This window comes from Lachnospira eligens (assembly GCF_009680455.1).
Lineage (GTDB): Bacteria > Bacillota > Clostridia > Lachnospirales > Lachnospiraceae > Lachnospira > Lachnospira eligens_A.
In genome coordinates this window covers 70701-85396 of record NZ_WKRD01000007.1, presented here as the reverse complement: position 1 = coordinate 85396, position 14696 = coordinate 70701, and the positions used below count along the sequence as shown (strand labels likewise).

23 protein-coding genes are annotated in these 14696 nt (G+C 45.4%); all 23 read right to left on the bottom strand.

All coding sequences use genetic code 11. The features are described 5' to 3' along the window. Positions 1-107 precede the first annotated feature (107 nt). The 23 genes from GKE48_RS10045 to GKE48_RS09935 all read right to left on the bottom strand — a co-directional run bounded on the left by GKE48_RS10045 (position 108) and on the right by GKE48_RS09935 (position 14696). Complete coding sequence (locus GKE48_RS10045) at positions 108-440, bottom strand: hypothetical protein (RefSeq protein WP_154301013.1); 333 nt, start codon at positions 438-440, stop codon at positions 108-110. A 51-nt stretch (positions 441-491) separates the two neighbouring features. Then, positions 492-1031, bottom strand: a complete 540-nt coding sequence (locus tag GKE48_RS10040; protein WP_154301012.1) for a hypothetical protein — start codon at positions 1029-1031, stop codon at positions 492-494. 4 nt (positions 1032-1035) lie between these two features. Beyond that, complete coding sequence (locus tag GKE48_RS10035) at positions 1036-1392, bottom strand: hypothetical protein (RefSeq protein WP_154301011.1); 357 nt, start codon at positions 1390-1392, stop codon at positions 1036-1038. Next, positions 1389-1766 carry an HK97 gp10 family phage protein gene (locus GKE48_RS10030; RefSeq protein WP_154301010.1) on the bottom strand — a complete coding sequence of 126 codons (378 nt, stop codon included), beginning with the start codon at positions 1764-1766 and terminating at the stop codon, positions 1389-1391. The genes GKE48_RS10035 and GKE48_RS10030 overlap by 4 nt, the downstream gene beginning before the upstream one ends. Then, a complete protein-coding gene (locus GKE48_RS10025; RefSeq protein WP_154301009.1) occupies positions 1763-2041 on the bottom strand; it encodes a hypothetical protein in 279 nt (92 codons plus the stop codon). Before GKE48_RS10025 ends, GKE48_RS10030 begins: the two co-directional genes overlap by 4 nt. Continuing rightward, entirely contained in the window at positions 2041-2337 is a 297-nt protein-coding gene (locus GKE48_RS10020; RefSeq protein ID WP_154301008.1) for a phage head-tail connector protein, read from the bottom strand. Before GKE48_RS10020 ends, GKE48_RS10025 begins: the two co-directional genes overlap by 1 nt. 9 nt (positions 2338-2346) lie before the next feature. Further along, positions 2347-2682 (bottom strand): SAP domain-containing protein, encoded by a 336-nt coding sequence (locus GKE48_RS10015; RefSeq protein ID WP_154301007.1) that lies wholly within the window; start codon positions 2680-2682, stop codon positions 2347-2349. 50 nt (positions 2683-2732) lie between these two features. Further along, positions 2733-3962: a phage major capsid protein gene (locus GKE48_RS10010; protein WP_154301006.1), complete on the bottom strand. Its 1230-nt coding sequence runs from the start codon at positions 3960-3962 to the stop codon at positions 2733-2735. Between the two features lie 21 nt (positions 3963-3983). Further along, a complete protein-coding gene (locus GKE48_RS10005) occupies positions 3984-4580 on the bottom strand; it encodes an HK97 family phage prohead protease (RefSeq protein WP_154301005.1) in 597 nt (198 codons plus the stop codon). Between the two features lie 4 nt (positions 4581-4584). Further along, positions 4585-5844 carry a phage portal protein gene (locus tag GKE48_RS10000; RefSeq protein ID WP_330583121.1) on the bottom strand — a complete coding sequence of 420 codons (1260 nt, stop codon included), beginning with the start codon at positions 5842-5844 and terminating at the stop codon, positions 4585-4587. 10 nt (positions 5845-5854) lie between these two features. Then, positions 5855-7507, bottom strand: a complete 1653-nt coding sequence (locus tag GKE48_RS09995; RefSeq protein ID WP_330583120.1) for a terminase large subunit — start codon at positions 7505-7507, stop codon at positions 5855-5857. 7 nt (positions 7508-7514) lie between these two features. Beyond that, a complete protein-coding gene (locus tag GKE48_RS09990) occupies positions 7515-7868 on the bottom strand; it encodes a hypothetical protein (protein WP_154301004.1) in 354 nt (117 codons plus the stop codon). 128 nt (positions 7869-7996) lie between these two features. Then, positions 7997-8287, bottom strand: a complete 291-nt coding sequence (locus GKE48_RS09985; RefSeq protein WP_154301003.1) for an HNH endonuclease — start codon at positions 8285-8287, stop codon at positions 7997-7999. 184 nt (positions 8288-8471) lie between these two features. Next, positions 8472-8987: a hypothetical protein gene (locus GKE48_RS09980; protein ID WP_154301002.1), complete on the bottom strand. Its 516-nt coding sequence runs from the start codon at positions 8985-8987 to the stop codon at positions 8472-8474. Between the two features lie 38 nt (positions 8988-9025). Beyond that, a complete protein-coding gene (locus tag GKE48_RS09975) occupies positions 9026-9439 on the bottom strand; it encodes a single-stranded DNA-binding protein (RefSeq protein ID WP_330583119.1) in 414 nt (137 codons plus the stop codon). Next, the gene (locus GKE48_RS09970; protein WP_154301001.1) at positions 9436-9840 is read right to left on the bottom strand and encodes a hypothetical protein; all 405 of its coding nucleotides are present in this window, start codon (positions 9838-9840) and stop codon (positions 9436-9438) included. Before GKE48_RS09970 ends, GKE48_RS09975 begins: the two co-directional genes overlap by 4 nt. Continuing rightward, positions 9837-10109: a hypothetical protein gene (locus tag GKE48_RS09965; RefSeq protein WP_154301000.1), complete on the bottom strand. Its 273-nt coding sequence runs from the start codon at positions 10107-10109 to the stop codon at positions 9837-9839. Before GKE48_RS09965 ends, GKE48_RS09970 begins: the two co-directional genes overlap by 4 nt. A gap of 40 nt (positions 10110-10149) precedes the next feature. Continuing rightward, on the bottom strand, positions 10150-11388 hold the full coding sequence (locus tag GKE48_RS09960; protein ID WP_173016917.1) for a ParB/RepB/Spo0J family partition protein: 1239 nt from the start codon (positions 11386-11388) through the stop codon (positions 10150-10152). 4 nt (positions 11389-11392) lie between these two features. Continuing rightward, positions 11393-12196 carry a ParA family protein gene (locus tag GKE48_RS09955; protein WP_154300999.1) on the bottom strand — a complete coding sequence of 268 codons (804 nt, stop codon included), beginning with the start codon at positions 12194-12196 and terminating at the stop codon, positions 11393-11395. Continuing rightward, positions 12174-12584 (bottom strand): helix-turn-helix domain-containing protein, encoded by a 411-nt coding sequence (locus GKE48_RS09950; protein ID WP_154300998.1) that lies wholly within the window; start codon positions 12582-12584, stop codon positions 12174-12176. Before GKE48_RS09950 ends, GKE48_RS09955 begins: the two co-directional genes overlap by 23 nt. Positions 12585-12597: 13 nt before the next feature. Then, positions 12598-13035, bottom strand: coding sequence for a VRR-NUC domain-containing protein (locus GKE48_RS09945; protein WP_154300997.1), 438 nt, complete (start codon positions 13033-13035; stop codon positions 12598-12600). 18 nt (positions 13036-13053) lie between these two features. After that, complete coding sequence (locus tag GKE48_RS09940) at positions 13054-13812, bottom strand: rolling circle replication-associated protein (RefSeq protein WP_154300996.1); 759 nt, start codon at positions 13810-13812, stop codon at positions 13054-13056. Between the two features lie 251 nt (positions 13813-14063). Continuing rightward, complete coding sequence (locus GKE48_RS09935) at positions 14064-14696, bottom strand: DUF6273 domain-containing protein (protein WP_154300995.1); 633 nt, start codon at positions 14694-14696, stop codon at positions 14064-14066.

The following is a 14696-nucleotide window of genomic DNA, read 5'->3' as shown; positions in this document are numbered from 1 at the left end:
AAATATGCTTATATTTAAGTAGTCTATAACTAGCTTTTCTGCTCGTGTGTCTGCGGTGTACGTATACTCTGCCGCCTCTGTCTGCCCGTTCGGGTAGTGCGGCAGCTTTAGTTTGGGTTATTCTTAATACTGTTTACAAAGTCTGCATAGTCGTTAATGTACGTTATGATCTCCTCTATATCGTACTCTTCCTGCTCTAAGTACTCCGCTGTAATAACCTCTTTGCCTCTGTTATTGCTTAAGATTTCTGCTAAAAGCTCTAGCATTTCGTCGTATACCTCGCCGCTCTTAGCCTCGTCTGTGTCAATGTCGTTTATAATCTGCATTTTTTCAAAAGTGCGCTTTTTTGGCATTTCAACCACTAAAGTTTTGCCGTCCTTTAACTTAGTAGGATAAAAGCTGCGCTTTAATTTTCCAAAATCAAAACTTTTATTTGCCATATTCTAACCTCTTTTCTATCGCGGCTGCTTTTGCGCAGCCGCTTTAATCTCTTATACGTTCTGTACTATTTCCTCGTCGAAAATTATAAGTGTGCCCTCTTTGTCCATTGGATAAGCCGTAAATGTCGGCTCTAGTGTTGTCTCTGCGTCTGTTGCAAACGTAAAGCTAAAGCCCGCCTCATTCTTTCCGACGATTGTTACTCTAATATCGCCGTCCTCGTCGTCCTCATGCAAAAATCTAATTAGATACTTGTCGCTTTTCTGGTTCTTTAAGCCGCCAATTTTTACAGTACGCTTTTTTGCTGACGTTGTAACTCTTGCTGTTGCGCATAACTTTTCTAATGTTGTGGCACACCAAGTAAGTAACCCCGCCTTAAGTGTCGCCTCTTCTTTTGTTACTTTAGTTTTCTGTACTACGCCTAAGTCGTCTTTAGCTGTGTAGCTCTCTGCTGTATACTCGAGTGACGCGCCGCCTTTAATGTGTGCAAGCTGGTTGTCCTCTGTTTCTATGGTTGCGTCGTCTGGGATTTCTCCCGTAAATTTAATGCAGTAAAGTTTACCGCTGCCGAGTGTGATTCTCTCGCTATCCATATTGTTACTGTCCTCTCTTTCTTATTTTTTCGTATATGGTAAATTCGTATGCCGTCTGCACCATATCTTCGCTTTGTATTGTCTCTTGAAATTTGTTAAAGCCTACGTCGTATAATACTTTTTGCTCTATATCTTTTTCTAAGCTGCTGTCGGCTATTTTGTCTGTGTAAAGCTCTATAGCCGCCTGTATCGCCCTAACTCCTACTGTGCCGTCGTCGCTTTTGCTTACGTTGTCCTGCGGTGTTATGTATACCAGATACGGCAGCTCGGGTAGTGGTGTCTCTTTTGTCTCTCTGAACTCGTCCTTTGCCAAGGGTAGCCCCAGCGCGCGGGTGCGTTCTATAATTGTCTCTAATCTCATTTGCTCGCTGCTGCCTCTATCCTTTCCTGTAGTGCCTCTATAGCCGCCTGCTCTACAGGCGCTATATGTTGTATAGCTCTAACTCTGCCGCCGTTCCTGCTGGCGTGTCCATATTCCAGCAAGTGGGTTAGCTGGTAGTCTGTCTCGTTATATACAGTATTCCGCTTTGTTCTCTTGTCTGCATATGATTGTTTTTTACGCCAGCCCTTGCGGTAGCTGCCTGTAAGTTTCGGGCTGCTCTTCTTAAGATCGTCTACAGCCTCTTTTGCTACTTCGTCGGTTATTCGCTTTGTTGCGTCTGCTATTTCTTGGTCATATTCTGCCAACGCTTCGGCTATAGCTGCGCCTGCTGTGTTTATGTTCTCGTTGCTCAACGCTTGCCCGCCCTCTTTTCTGCGTACAGTTCTAACTTTTCCTCGTTTGGCTTTTTATAAGTCCTATAAATAGTTAATCGCTGCCCGTTGTACTCTAACTCTGTCTGGTCGTTGTATTCGTGCGCCCATACAGTAAATTTATAGCTTGGCTTAATGTCCTTAACGCCTGCTGTTGCGTATTCGCTCTGGGTTATGCTGTCTACCTCGCAGCATATAGTTACACTCTCTGTTTCCGTTGCGTTTAGCTGCGTTTTTAATGTTATTTCTCCATACATTATTTACCCTCGCTTTCTTTCTCGTTATACTCGCCAGATAGCGCTAAAGACATCTTAAGAGCGTCGTAGCTCTGTCTGTATTTGTCTGCAAGGTTGTTATAGTTAAAGTCTGCTTTTGTAAAAAGCTGTGCAGCTCTAATAATAAGCGCGTCGGTTTCGTCTATCTTTTCCACGCCTGCAAGCTGCAAGTCTTTAAAGCAAGCCTCTATACAACCGCTTATATCGTCCTCGATAATAGCCGAGGCGGTAGACATACGCATACTGTCTTTAATTGCTTTTATTAGTGCTGTCCTCATGGCTGCCCCCTACTCTGCTGCTTTTGCTACGCCAGCCTCTATAAGCTGCGCTGCGCGCTCTTTTGTTACCTCGAACGTGTCGCCCGCGTGCTGTGTAATATCGCGCTGCAAGTCTTTGTATGTCTGTGTTACTATAACCTCTACTGTTGTGTCCGTTTCGGACACATTAGCGTCTGCTGCCTGCTGCTCGTCGTCGTCCGATACGTCTACCTCTGCTGCCGCGATACGTTCTACAAGCTCTGTCTTTCTCCCGTCTGGGCTTAATCCCAGACTTTTAGCAAGCTCTCTAAGGTCGTCTACCTTGTACTCTTCCTCGAGCTGCTTTTTATCTAAATGCCCTTTCATTGTTTCGCCTTTCTTTAGCAGGCAGCTTTACGCCGCCTGCCTATAAATTGCTAGACTGCCTGTACTTTCTTAAGTGGTACGTAGCTGCCTGTATCTACTACCTTGCCGTCTGCTAACATAATGCCCTTTGTTACCATATCGTCGGTGTCGTTGTCCTCATACTTCTTAACGCCCATAGCGTAATTAGTATTAAGCACATAGTCTTTGAAATTAAACAAAAAGCCTACAATAGAGTTGTTCTCTGCGTTGGCAAAGCTTGGTAAGTAGTCGCATACGTTTACTGGTCTGCCTAAGAGTGTATACTCTGGCTTTCCTGCAAGCCCATAGTTAATACGTCCGATAGGCTGCCCGTTACTGTCAGTTAAGCCGTAATAGTTCATATATGTTTTTTTAGACATGCACCACTCGGCGCCCTTTTCGTATGCTACCGGTAAGTTACCCTCTGCTGCAATAAGATCTGCATACGCTGGCTTTGCTGTTTCTACTGTCTGCCCTGCGTCGGCTGTTTCTGCTGTAATTCCTTTTGGCTGTCCTACGCCAGTACCGCTAATAATTGCCTGCTCGAGTGCTTTTGTCATAGCCTCAACAATGTTGTTAATTAACAGGTTCTCAAATGCTGTAATAGCCATTGTATCTACTTCGAGCGATACAGCTACAGTGCAGCGTAACTTGTGATATGCAAATGTTACAGTACCGCTTGTGTCCTGTTTCTGCTTGTCGCTACCCTTTCCCTGTGTTGTCCAAGTTGCAACTGGCTTAACTGTTGACTTAGGAATAGTTACGCCGCCCTTGTATGCTGTACGCGTTACCTTTGCCAGAATGTTACCCACGCTTTCGAGCTTTGTAATGATCTGGTTTAATACGTTTGTTGGAATAACTGCGCCTACGTCTGTTGTCTGGCTTACTGCGTCCTGTCTGTACTCTTTAGGAATTGTTACGCCCCTTGTGACGTACTCCATAAACGCTTTGCGGTACTCCATTGTTTCGTACTTGTTTACTGCTGTACGCTGCTCTGCTCCACTGCCGTCTGCTGGCTTGATACTTCTAAGCACTGTAGGCGCTGTTGGGTTTCCGTTTGCGTCCGTTACTTCTCCTGCTGCGATAGCTGCAAGTAAACTTGTGCGCTGCTCCTGCTGCTGGATAATTGCCGTTCTCTCTTCCTGTAAGTCTTTTACTTCTTTCTCGTACTTTGCCAGCTCTTCGGCTGTAAGCTGTGCGCCTCTTTCCTCTACGTCTTTCTTAATAGCCGCAAGTCTTAATTCGATCTCTTTTAATCTCATTGTTTTGTTCCTTTCTTTGCTTTAAATTGTTGTTAAAATCCTTAACATAGCTGCTCGCTTTTCTAACGTCTCCCGCTGCTCTGCTTCGCGTCTCCCGCTTGCGTAGCTGCGTGCTGCTATACTGGTGCCGTCGTTTGCTGGTGTGCTTACCGCGCTAACGTCGTACACCTTTTTGATTTTTAAAATAGTGCGGGTATGCGTCGCTCTGTCGTAGCTATCCTCTGCGACTGTGAACGCCCAAGACATTTTTGTAATCATTCCCGCGCTAATATCTTCATACAGTCCCCTTGCTAATTCTGTTTTACTAAGGTCGGCTGCAATAAGAAGCCCTTTTGTATCTGCTGTTAATTTAAGCGTGTTGTTGCTGTTGCGGGCGTACACCCTGCCCGTATGGTCGTACTGCATAATAACGTCGCTTAAGTCCGCGCCGTCTAGTGCGTGCCTGTCTATTTTTTCGTAGTATTTGTCGCCGTCCTCGAACTCATAGAGCACGTACGGCGTATCGAATGTTGTAGCGTAGCCCTCTACGTAATAATCGCTGTTAAACTGTTTTACGGCGGCTGCTGCCGATAAAGGCGCCGCTACATTTCTGTACTCTCTTTCTTTTACTACTGGCATATACCTACTCTTCTCCTTTCTCGCCTGTCTGCTGTGGCTCTGGTTCTTGTCCTGCTGTCGGTTCTGTTTGCTGCGGCTGCTGCGTTATAATTACTGGCTGCGGCTCTTTGTTGTGTTTATCCAGCTCGCTAACCTCTGTATATTCTTTTCGTATGTAATATTTGTCGCCGTCCTCAACGTGCGCCATATTCCATATATCCATAACCCCATTACGATTAAGTAAGCCTCTATCGAATAGCTGCGTACTTACCTGTAGCTTTGTGTTATTGCTGGCATACTGTAGTCTGTTTGCGCTAAATGTAATGGCGTTGCCGCGTGCAAGTTCTCGCGGCGTAAAGGTCATATTTGACATTACAAGCGATAACTGTATGGCGAATGGTTCTATTTTCCCCTCATAGTAAGCGTTCCAAGTGTCCTCGTTGAATTTGTTTTGCAATATGTCCATATTGGTACCAAAATGCGTACATACATTTTCTTGTATCTGCTGCATTTGTAGCGCGTTCGGTGTATACGGTTTACTTTCTACTGGCTTAACGTCGCTAAACTTGTTGTCATATATGATCATTCCGCTTTTGTTGTCGCTGCTTAAATTGTCCTGCGTAAATCTGTCGCGCTCTTTTTTAATATCCTCTGGCTTAAGCATATTTGCCACTTTTGCCAGAAAACGTATATTTGCCGAGTTCTTTACGGCGTTAATAATACCCTCGTTGCTCGTATGTATGAGCTGCATAGTTGGTTTCATTGTCTTGTTATCTTCGCCGAAAATGTCGTCTTTATATTGGTGTGTCGTCAATATTCCGACGCGCTCAAACTCAATAGCCGCACGCTCCCCGTTTCCAAACGTATAGCGCAAAAAAACTTGCTTTTGATATTCTATTATTTCGCAATTCTGCGGCAGTAGTGGGTACCAGCCTGCAAGCTGTCCGTATTGGTCCTCTATCGGTATAATAAAGGCTGTGTGCTCACACTCTAATATAGTTGCCACTCTCGCTATAAACTTTGTTGTGTCCATAAACGCGTTGGGCTTAAACTGTAATGTACGCTCTAAGTTTTTTAGCGCGCTGCCCTCTACCTCTGGCTTTAGTTTGCTACAATGCGTAGCAAAGCTATTAATTGCCGTGCGGGTTAAATCCATTTCATATACGCCGCCGTCGTAGGTAGAGAATACAGGGCTATAGCCGTTAAGCAGCTTAAAGTATTCGCCTATTATTTCTTTGTTTTTTCGTCCTTTGAAAAGGTAATCAAAAAGCCCCGTTTTCCTCACTCCTTTCTACTTATGCTGCGTTTTTAAGCAGCTCGCCCAGCTCCGCGTTGTACTTCTGGCGTACTGTCATAGCGTCTATTACGCTTACAAAGCCGTCTATATGTGCGCGCTGTTCTATTTTTATAGGTCTAAATTTTCTTGTTTCTAAATTCTGCTTAAGCGCCACGTTTAAGAAGTGGGACTTAAGCAAGTTATTGCTTGCAATCTTAAAGTTGCCGTCTTTAATAATTCCCTCAAATTCTCGTATAACTGGCGTTAGATTCTCGCCCTGGTATACGTCGTCGGTGTGGAATCCGTACGCCTTGAGGTCGTCTATTAAGTACTGGGCGCTGTATCTGTCGTAGCCTATCTGTAATACTCGTATGCCGTATGTGTTAAGCAGCTCTACATACCAGTTAAATACGTCCTTGTAGTCTACGTAGTTGTCGCCAGATAGCTTAAGTACGCCCTTTTTTACAAATACGTCATATGGTACTCCGTCCGTTGCTTGCAGGCTTTCCAGTCTGTTACGTGGCATAAAGAATTGTGTGAACGCGTGTAGTATTCCGTCTTTTTCGACTACGATACTTGCGGCTGTTAAGTCTGTTGTCTGGCTTAGATCAATACCGCCCACGGCGTAGCAGTCTCTAAAGTCCTCTAGCGTGCTTTCTTCGCTTGCTTTGTCTACAAGTGTGTATTCTAACCACGCTACACTACTGTTTTGCTTAATGTTGCAGTATTTCGTAAGAAACTCTGCTTTTTTGCTTAAGCTGCCCTCTGCTACTGCTATCTCGTCTTTAAAGAAGCCCTCTTGTACGCTTACGCCCATATTTGGGTTGGCTTTCTTTAGTTCTGTTATATCGTTCCATTTCTCTACGTCGTCTATGATGTATAAAAATGGCAATAGCCTGCGCTCTTTACTGTTGCCCTTTAAAAAGCTGGTAGCACGTTTCATTAACTCGTCGTAGATACTGTCGTTAATATAGCCTGCTGTAGATATACTAAGTATCATAGGCTGCCGCCTTGCACCCAGTGCCGACTTCATAACCTCATATTGTTTTAAGCCGCCGTCGCCGCTCCACGCTGCCATTTCGTCGCATATAACTAGCTGCGGGTTAAAGCCGTCGCTTTTCTTTGCGTTAAATGCAATAGGCTTAATAGTCGTGTTCGTCTCTTCTAGGTAAATATCGCTGCGCCTCTTTTTAGCAAGCTCTTTTAACTCGTCCTCTGCTTCTACCATTTTGTAAAAAGCGTCGTAAACGAGCGCCGCTTGGTCTAACTTTGGTGCTAAACAATAGATCTCTTGCCCGTACTCTGGCTCGAGATACGCCATATATGCAATAATGGCGCTTGCAAATAAACTTTTGCCGTTTTTTCGTCCAATAACTATAAAAATTTCGCGAAAAATTCTTATGTTTTGGTCGTCTACAATGCCAAACATGGCGCATACTATAGCTTTTTGCCATAATTCCAGCTTTAACAAATCGCTGCGCCCTTTGCTGTGGTGGCAGAAATTTTCAATAAACTTTATTGCCTTATTTGCCTTTTTTGCATTGTAAAAAAACTCTTGTTTCTCCAGTCCGTCTACAAGTATTTTGTAAATTGCTAATATCCATTTACCCGCTACAATTTCGCCGCTTGTAATCTTTGCGTAATACTCGTAAATGTAATTTTTATACGGCACTCTGGGGCTATTCCTCGCGCAGCAGGGCTAGCTTGCTTTTCTTGCGCTCTGCTGCTGGTACAAGCTCGGTTAATTGCTTTATAACTGCCGTATAGTTCTTGCTTAGCGCTATATAGGTGTCTGCCTCTGCGCTGCGCTTTTCGCCCCACTGGTTCGCGCCGTTCTGATACTCCGACGTCCAGCCGTTTTCTTGTATGCTATCCTGCAATATATCGAGCTCGACAGACATAAAAGCAGCCTTTTCGATAAGCGGCGTAACAAGTTTCTTTTTGTTTTCGTCGAGGTTCTTAAAAATGCCTTTAAGTCTGGTTTTTTCTTTCTTAATTTTCTCTTCTTTCGTGTACTCTTTCTTTCCTGCCATATCTTTGCCTCACTTCTCGCACACCACACCCCCTACACCACGTACGCGCGCCCCTGTAGAGTTTTTTTAAGCTCCACCCCTCGGTCTCCGCTGGACTATTCAAAAATTTTGAATAGGGGGGGATATGTTCACGGCGTTGTCGCTATAACGTTGCCGTCTGCGTCGAATCTGTAGCGGCGTGTATCTGCTGCCGCGTGGTGTTCCTTGTTGTGGCAGTCTTGACATAACGCCTCGAGGTTGTCCCAGTTAAGCGTTATGTCTGTGTTGTTAATATTTCTCTTTGTCAAGTAGTGCTTGTGATGTACTACTTTAGCAGGCTCGCCGCAGCGTTCGCATAAGTAATGCTGCGCTTTTAGATAAGCCAGCCTTGTATCTTTCCAGTTCTTGCTGTGGTAGAACTCTTTAGCCCATTCTTTCATAGCCTGCCTCTTTTTATTTGCCTAGCGTCCTAGGTTTCATACGCTAGGCTAGGAGGCTAGAAAAATGCAATAAAAAAGAGCGGCTAGCTAATGCTGCTTAAGTAGCTTAGCTTTCCGCTCTTTCTCACGCTATCATTTTACCGCAGGCAATACCCCACGTAAACCCCAGCTTTTTACCACGCTTTTACCTCTGCGTTATAGCGTCCTCGTCTATTCCCCAGAGTAGTACGCTTAACTCGTTTATTATTCCGCTGATCCAGCGGCGCGGTGTGTTCTTGCCTGTGTTCAGTTCTTCGGCTATGTCCGCATAGTCTAAGCCCTGCATGAAGTATAGCTCAAACGCTTTATATTCTACCTCGCGCCCCTGCTGCTGCCTGCGTCTTTCTATCTCTTCTACTGCCTTGTCTATGTGATCTAACATCAGTATAGTTTTAAAACGAGTGCGTCGTATGCTGCGCAAGTATGTAGCCTGCTGCTCCTCTGTTAATTCTCCCTGCTGTTGTAGCTGTGCAGCTTCGCTTACTGCATTATCTCTGTGAAAAACTGCGTCTCTGTAGCACCTCATAAGGCTAAATGTGTCGTGGTATTTATCCGCTTTGTGTTTCTTCTGTTCCTCTCGCTTGTAAATCTCTACGCCTCTTTTTGCGGCTGTTGTTATTATCTGCTCTAACTCGTCCTCGTTTAGCCTTATTTTGCTCACTCTTAATTATTCCTCGCTTTCTGCTGCCGCGCTGCTTTTTAGTCGAATGGTAGCCCGTCGTCGTAGCCGTCTGGTATGTCCATAAAGCCGTCGCCGCTGGGTGTTGGTTGTGGTCTGTCGCCTGCTGCCTGCTGTCTCTGCTGCGCCTCTGCTTTTGTTTCTCCAAAACTTACGCCACTTGCCAGTACTTCGGTGTAGTAAATTTCTTTGCCGTCCCTGCCTGTATAATGCCCTGTTTTAATCTTTCCGACCAACTCTACCTTGTTGCCTTTCTGTAGCCATTTCTCTACCCATTCTGCCGTTTTGCCAAGTGCGCGTATATTAATAAAATCTGTGCTTTTGTAATCGTCCACCGCCAGCGTAAAGCGTGCTATTGCTACGCTGTTATTTTCGCCGCCGTAGCGTACGTCTGGCTCTTTTGTCAATCTTCCGCTTAATGTTACGTTGTTCACTTTTTACCCTCTCTTTTCTTCCTGTTGTATTCCTGCAAGTATTTTATTTGTTCCTCGTCCTCTGCCTGTCTCTTTTGTCTGTCCGCTAGTTCCTTTTCTTCTCGTCGTTTCCGCTTTGCTATAATCTTTTGTGCTTTCTTGTGAATCTTACAATTTTCGCAGTAGTCCGCTTGTGTTATCCCCTCTCGTAGTGATAGCGGTATTTCGTCGTAAGAATGGCAGCCTATGCGCTCGCGTATACCGCCGTCGTCGTCTACCTCGACTGTAAACAGGAAGCGCAGCAGGGCTATAATAAGCCCCGCCACAACCACTAATACACATATCGCCGCTGCGATTATGAACGGCGCTATTAATATCCCCGCTACAAGCGCTATTGTTTTAAATATCTCTATTGCTGTCATTCGCTGCCCCTTTCTATTCGTTCCGCTACGCTTTGTGCTGCGTCTGCTGCCACTCTGAATCCGTTGCTTAAGCCTCTGTATATCCCTGCAATAGCCCTTGTTATTGCGTCGCCTATATTTTGTACTGCTGCCGTTATGTCGTTTATAGTTACGCTTGTATTTCTCATAGTCTTTTTAAGTACCTTTGCCCGCTGCCGCTTATCAGCCTCAAGCGGCGGGTTATACCCGTGCCGCTTTTTATAGTTCTTTTTCCATTGTCTGTAATTCATATTACGCCTCGCTTTCGCTTAAGAAGTCTTTTATATCTATCTACCCGTCTATTTGTGTGTCCGTTTCGGGCACCTTAGTAACCTTTATGCCGAGTATACAATAACCCTCTTGTAAGCCGCTGTAATCTTTCAGCATATATACTATATCTGCCTCTATGTGCCTGCCTGTCTCTTTGCCGTCGACATACTCGTTAAGGCGTAGTGCGTCGCCAGTCTTAAAGCCTCTGTCGTTCTTTCGTAGTTCAAAGCTCTTTTTTCCTGTCGCCACGTCCTTAAAATACATAGCAGCTAACTTAAGCTCGTGTACTTTTGGCTGTAGTGCTCTGTCTAATGCCGCCTCGCGTTCTCTAGCCTGTAGCGTTTTCTGTGTCTGCTTATCTATCGCCGCCTGCTGCTCGTCGTAGCGCTGCTCGTCTGTTTTTTCTGCCTCTGCCTTGTTAATATACTCGTCGCACTTTTCGCACGTTCCCGTTTTTACGTTGCAAGTGCTGTAATTTAAGCAGCTATAACATAAGCTCGTAATACTTTCTGGGTGCGGTGTCCTGTAATCGTCGCCCGCTTTCTTTTCTGCTACCTTTGCGGCTATCTCTTTTGCTCTTATATCCTCGCCTGCTGCTGCCTGCTGCGCTATCTCGTTTTGTTCGTCCTCGTCTAGCTTGCTTGTCTCATAGGCTGCCGTTATGCCTAAGTTGCCCGCCTTAAACTGTTCTTTAGCCTCTGGCGTAAGATTGTTGTTGATCTGCTCCATGCGTCCTATGTTTGTTGCGCTCTCGCCCAGTGCGTCGGCTATTAAGCTGCGCAGGCGCCCTTGTATTTCTAGCCCGTCCTCGTCTCTGGCTCTTATAAGTGCTTTTTTTAACCTTGCCGCCTGCTCTGTCTTTTCGTACGGCGTAAGCTCTCGGTTAAATGCGTTGCCGACTAATAAGCTAAGCTCTAGCCCTGCGGGTGTTATGTCTTTGTAGAGATAACGCACGCTTTTATATTTTTCGTAGCCTCTGTCTATAAGCAGCCTGTTAGCCTTGTTACGCCTGTGCCCGCTTATAATTTTATATTTGCCGTCTATCCTGCCTAATACTGTCGGCTGCTGCTGTCCTACGGCAAGTATAGCGTCTGCAAGCTCTTCTATGCTCTCTTGACTGTAAAAGTTGCTTTCTGTTTCCTCTACGTCGTACGGGTTTAAGTATATCTCTGTGTACTCTGTTACCGCTGCCGTCTTTGCGTCCGCTTTACTTTGTGCGTTTAATATATCCATAAAGCTAAACTTATTTGCTGCTGCCATAGTTTTACGCCTCGCTTTCTTCCAGATACTTTGTTATCAGTTTTTTGTAGTCCTGCGCAGCTCCGCAGCGTGGGCTATACTCGTATGCCGCTTTATTAAAAAACGTGCTTTCTGCTGCCTTATCGGTGTAGCGTATCTGCCCCAGTATTTTAACCTTGCTTTTCTGCTGTAACCATTCCAGCCCCGCTATGTTCGTGTCATTGTTTTTATACATTGTCACAAGCGCGCCGAGTAGTTCTATGTCTGGGTTAAGCTGCTTAGCGTCCTGTATCTGCTCCGCTATAATGTCCAAGCCCTCTAACGCCCACTCGTCTATTTTCACGGGTACTATAACCTCGTCTGTAATCTTTAGCGCTGCTATTACGTTAAAGGCTATGTCTGGCGGGTTGTCAATAATCATATAGTCGTAGTAGTCGTTTATTGTATCTGGGAATGGCAGATCTAGGTTGGCAATAGGCGTATGTATTAATTTGTCGTAGCTGTCTATCTGGCTGCCGCTGCTGCCTGCCATTGTCCATACTGCCGACATAAGCGACATATTAGCCGTTATTATATCTACGTTGTTGTGTTGTGGGTGCTCTGTTATTAGCTCTCTTAATGGGTTCTTGTATTCGCCTAACAATGCTTTAGCCGCTGCGCACTCTCCCGCTGCCTTGTATGCCCCTGCTGCCTTGCTTAAATTGCCCTGCTTGTCGTTGTCCAGTAGTAATACTGTCTTGCCTCTCTTTTGCAGCTCGTAGGCTATGTTATACGCTGTGTACGTTTTCCCTACGCCGCCCTTAAGGTTAATAATGCTTATTACTTTCATAGTCTGCCTCTCTTTCTCTCCGTTGGTTCTGGCTCTTTTTATCTATCTCGGCTACATGCTCCCTTAATACCCGTATTGCGATATTTAAAGCTCTTGCATAGTCGTTATAGTCGTCTCGTGTTCCTGTAAGTACTTGTAGCGCCTCTGCCTCTGTCATTTGCGGCTTGTATCTGCTAGTCTGCCTCTCTGTTAGTAGGTCTTCTATGTTTGTTCCCAGTGCTTGCGCCATGCCCTCTAACGCAGGCAGCCTCGGTATGCGTTGCCTTTTCATGTATCTACTAATGCTTACTTCTGTTGTCCCTGCTTTTTCTGCAAGCTCTCTTTGCGTCATTCCTTGCCTTTTCAGTAACGTTTTTATTTTTCCCGTGTCTAGTATGCGCCTTTCCATGTTGCCGCCTTTCTTATGTCGCAGGCATTAACCCGCCTTGCGCTGCCCCGTTGTCTATGTTCTTTATGCCGCCTGCTGCCGTTTCCAGCTCTAGGTAGTTTATTAACTGGTCCGCTGCCTCTTGCCAGCCGTAACACACTATCGCTAAATAGCCCTGCTCGTTTAAGCTGCTTAGCCATTTCTTTTGTAGCTGCGTCGGTTTATTGCTGCCTACTTTTAGCTCTATATATAGCCCATGGTAGCCGCCGCGCGCTACTGGCAGATGCAAATCTGGTACGCCAGCCTTTACGCCCTGCCTCTTTAAGTTGACTGCTGTACATGCATCTCGCTTGCCGCCGTTTGGTATGTGGTATAATAGCTCTAGTTCTGGGTATCTCGCGTACCGGTACTGCGCCCAGTTAAATAGTGTTTCTTGTGCTCCTGCCTCGTTGTCAATTCTCACATTTCGCATATATTCGCCTTTCTTGCTTTACTCTAGCTGCACCAGCCTATAGCGATAATAGCCGTAGCCGTAATACTCTGGGCTTACTATGCCCTTTTCTTCGCTGCCTTTTTCCACGTAGTAGCCTGCTGGCGCTTTTGCCTCGCAGCGATACCACGAGCGGGCAGTTACATACTCATACTCTGGCTCTGGGTGCATTAGATTTTTACTTGCAGCCCAGCGCTTGCCCTGTAGCCTCTGCTCTGGTGCGTCCTGTATGTGTCTATCTGTATATTTAATAAAATACGCTGCCAAGTCTCCGTATTGTCCGCTATCGTCTAGCGGGAACACTTTAACGCGATTATGCCCCTCGTACGCTTTATACCAAGCCTGCTGCAACAAGTTTGTATCTATGCGATTTACTACTAGGTGGTGGTGTCTTGCGCCTTTCTTGCCTATCTCCATAACGTGTATGTATTTAAACTCTAACCCAGCTTTTTTATATAGCTTTCTACACTCGCGTAAGAATACTTGTATATCTTTTTTCATTTCCTCGCGTGTTCTGTCTGACTCTCCCTTGTGCCTTATGTAGTCTAGCACTAAGTGGTAATCTCCATAAGCAAAGTTAGCGTTCATTAAGAGCCTTAACTTTCTCTCTGCCTGCTTAGTGTTTACTTTTTTCTGCGCCTCTGGTGTAGGCTTTACTTTGTCTCTTCTTTTTGCACCCTTTTTATTCAGCCTGGACGTATAGAAATATTCTACCTCTATCGTCTTGCCTGCCTTGGTAGTCCTCTTAACATACGGCATATATCTTTACCTCACGTATATATATTTTTGTGTATCTCTGTCGGTAAGCTAATACTTTTATCAAGTGTTTTTACGGGACAGCGCCCCGTTATTTTCCTTGCCTTTTTGCCGTATGCAGCGTATAATATAAACGTAGTAGTGCTATACGCTTCGGCTATAGCTTAGCGCCTATGATATTGCAGTATCGTAGGCGCTTTTCTTATGTCTTTTTATATAGTGCCCTGTAAGCGTACAGGGCGTATTATTTATATTTATCCTATTGCACAAGCGGGCGCGCAGCGCATAAAGTAGTACGCACCGAAGCCGCCGCTGACGCCGCCGCCCGAGTACACGCACCACGTATTGCACGAGTTGCCACGATAAGCGCTACGCATTCTATGCCAGTCGTTAAAGTCGTCCTTTGCGTGCTTGGCTGCTCTGTATGGCTTGTCTTTGTAATACTCGTATGGTGTGTCTTTAGCGTCGTACTCGCCTACAGATAACAAGAAAAACGTATCTACTGTCTTTCTGCCGTTTGTGTTCATTTTAGTAACTGGTATTGCATACTCAGCCAGCTCTGCGTAGCGTGCCGCGTATGTCTCGCTGTTAAGGTACTCTCTAAGCTCGCTTGTTTCCCAGTCGTTAGAGCCGTAACGTCCCTTTGTATCAAATGGGTGTTCTTCTATAAGCTCGTGTGCCTGTATAGTAACTGTGTGTTTAAGTTCTTCGGCTGCTGGTGTGTCTGCGTCAATGCCTATTACGTCGTATGGTACTGCTGCGTCGTCAAAATCAATATAGATCTGGTCGCCTACTGCCAGTACTTCCGCAGCGCGTCCCTCTCTTATAATCTTTCTAAGCTCTTCGAGCGTAACGCTCTCTGTTAATATTGTCTTTTTTATCTGCAT